The sequence below is a fragment of the Sphingopyxis sp. SCN 67-31 genome (assembly GCF_001725095.1).
On record NZ_MEFH01000224.1, the window covers coordinates 1 to 5,144 of the forward strand.

The 5,144-nt window shown below is 65.6% G+C and carries 5 protein-coding genes and 1 pseudogene; 4 read left to right on the plus strand and 2 right to left on the minus strand.

Going from position 1 to position 5,144, the window contains the following annotated elements; translation table 11 throughout:
* Together ABS88_RS25145 and carA are read right to left on the minus strand one after the other, a co-directional pair.
* On the minus strand, positions 1–156 hold a 156-nt coding region (locus ABS88_RS25145), incomplete at its 3' end, for a carbamoyl phosphate synthase preATP-grasp domain-containing protein (protein ID WP_502686191.1).
* A gap of 387 nt (positions 157–543) precedes the next feature.
* On the minus strand, positions 544–1,728 hold the full coding sequence (gene carA / locus ABS88_RS24660) for a glutamine-hydrolyzing carbamoyl-phosphate synthase small subunit (protein WP_104959787.1): 1,185 nt from the start codon (positions 1,726–1,728) through the stop codon (positions 544–546).
* Between the two features lie 132 nt (positions 1,729–1,860).
* Here carA and ABS88_RS24665 point away from each other — a divergent pair, with 132 nt between their 5' ends.
* The 4 genes and pseudogenes from ABS88_RS24665 to ABS88_RS24680 form a co-directional block, all read left to right on the plus strand.
* Positions 1,861–2,313 carry a GatB/YqeY domain-containing protein gene (locus tag ABS88_RS24665; RefSeq protein ID WP_067105413.1) on the plus strand — a complete coding sequence of 151 codons (453 nt, stop codon included), beginning with the start codon at positions 1,861–1,863 and terminating at the stop codon, positions 2,311–2,313.
* Between the two features lie 119 nt (positions 2,314–2,432).
* Positions 2,433–2,792, plus strand: a complete 360-nt coding sequence (locus tag ABS88_RS24670) for a GIY-YIG nuclease family protein (RefSeq protein WP_104959788.1) — start codon at positions 2,433–2,435, stop codon at positions 2,790–2,792.
* A pseudogene (gene dnaG / locus ABS88_RS24675) lies at positions 2,792–4,607 on the plus strand (DNA primase). The gene ABS88_RS24670 and the pseudogene dnaG overlap by 1 nt, the downstream one beginning before the upstream one ends.
* Before the next feature lie 30 nt (positions 4,608–4,637).
* Positions 4,638–5,144, plus strand: a 507-nt coding sequence (locus tag ABS88_RS24680; protein WP_286750889.1) for an RNA polymerase sigma factor region1.1 domain-containing protein, incomplete at its 3' end; no start/stop codon positions are given.

Here is a 5,144-nt window from a genome sequence, read left to right on the forward strand (position 1 = left end):
CGCCGGGTTGGAGTTGACGAGGACGATGCGATAGCCCTCCTCCTTCAGCGCCTTGATCGCCTGCGTCCCCGAATAGTCGAACTCGCACGCCTGACCGATGACGATCGGGCCGGCGCCGATGACGAGGATGGATTGGATGTCGGTTCTTTTGGGCATTCTATTTTCCGATGTATTTTGCTGCGACAACGCCCAAGACCGCGCCGAGGCCGATCTTCAAAACGTCCCACACACCCTTGCCAATAGGAAGTTTGACTACTCGATCGCGAAGCGTCGGCGTACGTGCTCTTTCTAGGGCGACGCGACGCCTTTCTAGAAGGATGTCCGCCTTACCAATCCCTGCATCAGTGATTCTCAAGAGAATCAAATTTGGTCGTTCACTATCTATGACTCTAGCCGCAAAGCCAGTCGCCATCAGTCGACGTGATGCAGCATCAACCTCTCGACCGTCCTTTGAGCACATAGTCTTAGGATTGCCGGGATTATCCTTGAAGTGTTGCCCTTGCCTCAAAGCAAGGAGCAACTCCTCATCAAGAGGCGCTAGAGTCACGTCAACCCACCCACGAACTTCTCGAACAGGTAGAAGCTGTCCTGCGGCCCCGGGCTCGCCTCGGGGTGATATTGGACGCTGAACGCCTGCTTGCCCGTGATCGCGATGCCGCAGTTCGATCCGTCGAACAGGCTCTTGTGCGTCTCGACCACGCCCGCGGGCAGCGTCGCGGCGTCGACCGCGAAGCCGTGGTTCATGCTGGTGATCTCGACCACGCCGTCTTCCGCGCGCTGCACCGGATGGTTCGCGCCGCGGTGGCCTTGATGCATCTTCACCGTCCTGGCACCGACCGCGATGCCCAGCATCTGGTGGCCGAGGCAGATGCCGAACAGCGGAATGTCGCGGTCGAGCAGCCCGCGGATCACCGGCACCGCATATTCCCCCGTCGCCGCGGGGTCGCCGGGGCCGTTCGACAGGAACACGCCGTCGGGCTTGTGGCTCAGCACCTCGTCCAGCGTCGCGGTCGCGGGAACCACGGTGACGCGCGCGCCGGCCTTCACCAGGTTGCGGAAGATATTGTCCTTCGCGCCATAATCGATCGCGACGACATGCGGGCGCGCATCGCCCCCGGCGCTCGCATAGCCCTGTCCCAGCGCCCACGCGCCGCCGGTCCAGTCGCCCGTGTCCGCGCGGCTGACGCCCTTCGCCAGATCGAGGCCTTCCAGCCCCGGCCACCCCCGCGCCATGGCGAGCAGTTCGTCCACGTCGAACCGGCCGTCGGGGCTGTGCGCGATCACGCCGTTCGGCGCCCCCGCGTCGCGGATGCGGCGGGTCAGCGCGCGGGTGTCGATCCCCGCCAGCCCGATCACGCCCTGATCGGCCATCCATTCGGGCAGCGTCTGGACGCTGCGGAAATTGCTGGGCGCCGTCGGCAGTTCGCGCGTGATGCAGCCCACCGCGCCATGCACGCCGCGCTCCATATCCTCCGGGTTCGCGCCGACGTTGCCGATGTGCGGGAAGGTGAAGGTGACGATCTGCCCGGCATAGCTCGGGTCGGTCAGTATCTCCTGATATCCCGTCATCGCGGTGTTGAAGCAGACCTCGCCCACCGCCGCCCCGGCGGCGCCATAACCGATGCCCCACAGCAGCGTGCCGTCGGCGAGGACGAGTACGCCGGTGGCGCCGGCGGGCTGTTTTGCGGGCGCGACTTCAGGCGCGGCGGACGGGGTGGCTGGTGCCATCGAGCATGCTCCGGTGGGAAGGCTAAACGGCCGATCACCTATGCGCCAAAAAAGTGATTCACAAGCTATCGGATTATGAATCTTCCCGCTAAGGGTGCTCCTTTCCGAAATGGCAGCGCAAGAGGACACGCAATGATTCGTGAGGACATCAAGGCTGCGCAGGTTGCCGCGATGAAGGCCGGCGACAAGGCGCGTCTGGGCACCATCCGGCTGATGCTGGCCAAGATCAAGGATCGCGACATCGAGCTTCGCACCGGCACCCCGCCGGCCGACGACGACGTGCTGGTCGTCGACGTGCTGCAGAAGATGGTCAAGCAGCGGCGCGAATCGATTGCGATGTACGAACAGGGCGGCCGCCAGGAACTCGCCGACGCCGAAGCGGCCGAGGTCGCGGTGATCGAGGATTTCCTTCCCACGCAGCTGGACGAGGACGAAGCCAGGGCCGCGATCGCGGCGATCGTCGCCGAACTCGGCGCGACGAGCGTCAAGGACATGGGCAAGGTCATGGCCGCGGTGAAGGACCGCCACGGCAGCCAGCTCGACATGAGCAAGGCGAGCGGGTGGGTGAAGGCGGCGCTGGGCTGAGAACGGATAAAACCGTCTTCCTTCTTCCGTTCGTGTCGAGCGAAGTCGAGACACCCATCTATCGCGCACGCCTTCGGGGTGTCTCGACTTCGCTCGACACGAACGGGTAGATAGCGGGAATGGCGTTCTGGTCCTACATCCTGCTTTATGCCGATGGGCGATACTATACCGGGCATACGGATGAGCTGGAGCGCCGGATCGCGCAGCACCAGTCGGGGGAGATCGAAGGCTTTACGTCGTCACGATTGCCGGTTCGGCTGATGTGGTCGCAGGACTTCCCGACGCGGACAGAGGCCCTGGAAGCTGAGTTGCGGGTCAAGAAATGGTCACGCGCCAAGAAGGAAGCGCTGATCCGCGGGGATTGGGCAGCCATCAGCCATTTCGCCAAACCGCCCAAAGAGCGCTCCATCGCCCCCTCTTCCGTTCGTGTCGAGCGAAGTCGAGACATGAACGGCAATGGATCCGAGAGTCTGTCCTGATGGCTCTCACCCCGCAATGGCTCGACGAACTGCGCTCGCGCGTCACGCTGTCCACGCTGATCGGGCGGACGGTGAAGATCACGCGCGCGGGGCGCGAGTACAAGGCCTGCTGCCCCTTCCATAACGAAAAGACGCCCAGCTTCACGATCAACGACGAAAAGGGCTTCTATCACTGCTTCGGCTGCGGCGCGCACGGCGACGCTATCCGCTGGATGACCGACCAGCGCGGCCTGTCGTTCATGGACGCGGTCAAGGAACTCGCCGCCGAAGCCGGCATGGAGGTCCCCGCCCCCGACCCGCGCGCCGCGAAGAAGGCCGAGGCGCAGGCCAACCTGCGCGACGTCGTGCAGGCTGCCGCCGACTGGTTCGCGCAGCAGCTCGGCAGCGGCAACGGCGCCCCGGCGCGCGACTATCTGGCGAAGCGCGGCATTTCGGACGCGACCCGCGACGCCTTCGGTTTCGGCCTCGCCCCCGACAGCCGCAGCGCGCTGAAGGAAGCGCTGAAGAAATTCCCCACCGCGATGCTCGTCGAATCCGGGATGCTGATTTCGGTCGACGACAAGGAGCCATACGACCGTTTCCGCGGCCGCCTGATGATTCCGATCCGCGACGCGCGCGGGCGGGTGATCGCGTTCGGCGGGCGCATCCTGGGCGACGGTGAGCCCAAATATCTGAACTCGCCCGACACGCTGCTGTTCGACAAGGGGCGCACCCTGTTCAACCTCGACAAGGCGAGCCCGGCATCTCGCCGCACCGACCGCGTCATCGTCGTCGAGGGCTATATGGACGTGATCGCGCTCGCAGAGGCAGGGATCGCCGACGCGGTCGCGCCGCTCGGCACCGCGCTCACCGAAAGCCAGCTCGGCCTGCTGTGGCGGATGGTGCCGGTGCCGCTGCTCTGCTTCGACGGCGACGCGGCGGGGCAGAAGGCGGCGATGCGCGCCGCAACGCGCGCGCTGCCGCTGCTCCGTCCCGGCTTCAGCCTCGCCTTCGCGACCCTGCCCGCCGGGCAGGACCCCGACGACCTCGTCCGTGCGAAGGGCGCCGAGGGCTTCGCCGGCGTGCTCGACGACGCCCAGCCGCTCGTCGAACGGCTGTGGACGCACGAGGTCGCGGCGGCGCCGCTGAACACGCCGGAGGAGCGGGCGGCGCTCAAGACGCGGCTGCTGAACCACGCCGACGCGATCCAGGACCCCGACGTGCGCCACCATTATCGCGAGGCCTTTCGCGAGCGGCTCGACACGCTGTTCGCGCGCGCGCGGCCCGAACGCGGCCCGCGCGTCCCGTGGGCGCCGCAGGGGCAGCGCGGCGGCGGGCGGCGCTTTCAGCCCGACCCGCGGCTGCATCGGCGGATTGCTGCGCTATCCCGAGGTGTTGCGCCGCCACGAGGAGGCGCTGGCGCGACTCCCGGTGCCCGATTCCGCCGACGCCGAACTGCTCGGCCTGATGCTTGACATCGCGATGCGCGAAGAAGGGCTTGATACCGAGGGGTTGCTTGCCATATTGGAGCCGATGAAAGTGTATAATAGGGCGATGGCATTGCTCAGAGCCGACCGAATGCACTTCTCGTTCAATCGACGGCTGGAAGGCGATGAAGGGGTTGCCAAGGCGCGGGAAACCGCGTTGCGCGACCTTGACGAATATATCGGCGTGCTGGTGACGCAGCCCGAAATCCGTGCCCGGCTGGCCGAGGCGACCGCGGATTTCCAGCGGACGATGGACGACGAAGGCCTGGCGCGGCAGCAGAAACTGCGCGCGATGGACGAGGAACTGACCCGCAGGCTGGCCGCGCTGTCCGACAGCAGCCAGCTCTGACCATTTGATGCCCCAAGGCAGGAACAACGCATGGCAACGAAGAATACCGCCGAAACCGACGCTCCGCTGATCGACCTCAACGAGGCCGACGTCAAGAAGCTGATCGCGCGCGGCAAGAAGCGCGGCTACCTGACCTACGACGAGCTCAACGAGGCGCTGCCGCAGGACCAGATGTCGTCCGAGCAGATCGAGGACATCATGTCGGCGATTTCCGACATGGGCATCAACATCGTCGAAAGCGACGAGGACGTGCAGGAGGAAGCCGAGCAGGAGGCCGACGACGACATCGACGTCGCCGCCAATTCGGGTTCGGTGTCCGCGCCCGCGGTCGAGAAGAAGAAGGAAACGGTCGACCGCACCGACGACCCGGTGCGCATGTATCTGCGCGAGATGGGCGCCGTCGAGCTGCTGAGCCGCGAGGGCGAGATTGCGATCGCCAAGCGCATCGAGGCGGGCCGCGACACGATGATCCTCGGCCTGTGCGAAAGCCCGCTGACCTTCAACGCGATCATCGAATGGTCGAACGCGCTCAACAAC

Bases quoted from the DNA above. Each gene is read 5' to 3' on its own strand.
- carA (WP_104959787.1), bottom strand. From the start codon at position 1,728: ATGGCACCAGCCACCCCGTCCGCCGCGCCTGAAGTCGCGCCCGCAAAA.
- ABS88_RS24665 (WP_067105413.1), top strand. From the start codon at position 1,861: ATGATTCGTGAGGACATCAAGGCTGCGCAGGTTGCCGCGATGAAGGCC.
- ABS88_RS24670 (WP_104959788.1), top strand. From the start codon at position 2,433: ATGGCGTTCTGGTCCTACATCCTGCTTTATGCCGATGGGCGATACTAT.